This window comes from Cyclobacterium xiamenense (assembly GCF_009467825.1).
Classification (GTDB): Bacteria; Bacteroidota; Bacteroidia; order Cytophagales; family Cyclobacteriaceae; genus Cyclobacterium; species Cyclobacterium xiamenense.
Genome location: NZ_WIOK01000070.1, coordinates 1 through 1657, shown reverse-complemented (window position 1 = coordinate 1657; position 1657 = coordinate 1). Strand labels below are relative to the sequence as shown.

The 1657-nt window shown below is 53.3% G+C and carries 1 protein-coding gene; it reads right to left on the bottom strand.

Annotated features, from left to right (window positions below):
* Positions 1-39 precede the first annotated feature (39 nt).
* On the bottom strand, positions 40-1657 hold a 1618-nt coding region (locus tag GCU44_RS22855; protein ID WP_154859702.1), incomplete at its 5' end, for a SusC/RagA family TonB-linked outer membrane protein.

The following is a 1657-nucleotide window of genomic DNA, read 5'->3' as shown; positions in this document are numbered from 1 at the left end:
TTAATTTATAATTTTTCATAATCTTCAGTGCTTTTGAGGTTAAAATGACAGCCGTACACCCAATGTGTAAATTCGTTGCATGGGGTATTCGATCGCACCGGAGTAGATCGTTTCAGGATCCAATGGGTCTCGAATAGGCGAGTACTCCCACAGGTTCATCCCAGCAAAATACACGTTGGCAGTTTGCAAGCCCAACTTGTCGGTCAGGAAGACCGGTATGTTGTAACCCAACTGAAGGTTTTTCAAACGGATGTAGCCGGCATTTTGCAAGAAGCGGGACTGCGGCTGAATGTTCTTCTTGTCGTTGGTAGAGATATGGGGATGGGGAAAATACGCATCCCGGTTGTCCTCCGACCAGGAGTCGGTGATGAAGTACTTCTCTACGTGACCCGCATTGAAGGGGAAGAACCAGGTCCAGTTGCCGGAAGTCGGCCAGTGGTCCCGTCGCCAGATGCCCTGGAAGAACAGGTTCAGGGTGAAGTTTCTCCACTGCACATTGTTGTTGACACCGAAACTCAAGCGGGGCGTGCTGTTCCCGATAATGGTTCGGTCACCCGGATTTGCCAGGGTATTGTTACCCGGATTAATCACGCCATCTCCATTCAAATCTTCGTACTGGATATCACCGGGACGCCAGTTGGCACCCAGGGCAGACTGATCGGCCGCATTGTCCACTTCTTCCTGCGTCTGGAAGATACCCACAGTGCGGTATCCCCAGATCTCATTCAGGGCCTGTCCTTCGTAGTACTGATTCGTGGAAGAGGTTCCCGAAGGAATCGCGCCGTTCGGGTTGTCAAACTTGGTGATCTTGGCCGTCCAATCGGAAAGGGCCAGTGTCACGTCGTAGCTCAGGTCGTTGCGCGGACGGTCCTTCCAGGTCAGTGCCAGTTCCCAACCGGTGGTGCGGGAGTCGGCCGCATTGGAAGCAGGAGCCGCCGTACCCAGGATCGCCGGATACTCCTGACGCATCAGCATGTCTTTGGTATCCCGCGTAAACACATCGAAGGAAGCGTCAATTTTGCCACCAAACATGGTAAAGTCTACGCCCAGATTTTGGGAAATCACCGTTTCCCAGGTCAGCGTGGGGCTCACCAGGCCGGCAGGGGAAACAAACGGCGTGCGCTGACCGGCGGTCATCATAAAGCCGGACTGCCCGATGCCCATGGTGGGAATGTAGGGGTAGAAATTATTCCCCAACAATTGGTTACCCAGCGTACCGTAGGAGGCCCGGATCTTCAACTCGTCCAGCCAACTGGAGGTATTGGCCATGAAGTTTTCGTTCGATATTCTCCAACCCACCGACAAGGAGGGGAAGAAACCGAAGCGATCCGAAGTTGGAAAACGGCTGGTGCCGTCGTAGCGTCCGTTGGATTCGATCAGGTAGCGCTCGTCGAAGATGTAGTTGACCCGGAAAAATCCGCCCCGTAGGGAATTGTGGTTGGAACTACCAAACGTCTGCTGCATGCCGATGGTGGCATTCAGATCGGTAATCAAGGGGGTGATCAGCGTATTGGCCTGTGCGCGAATACGCTTGTTTTGCCCCCATTCCTGGTTGAAACCCACCATGGCGGTCAGGCTGTGCTTTTCGGGAAGGGAGAATTCGTAATCCGCGTAGGCGTTGAATACGTAGTACTGATTGATATCGTTGACCTCGTTG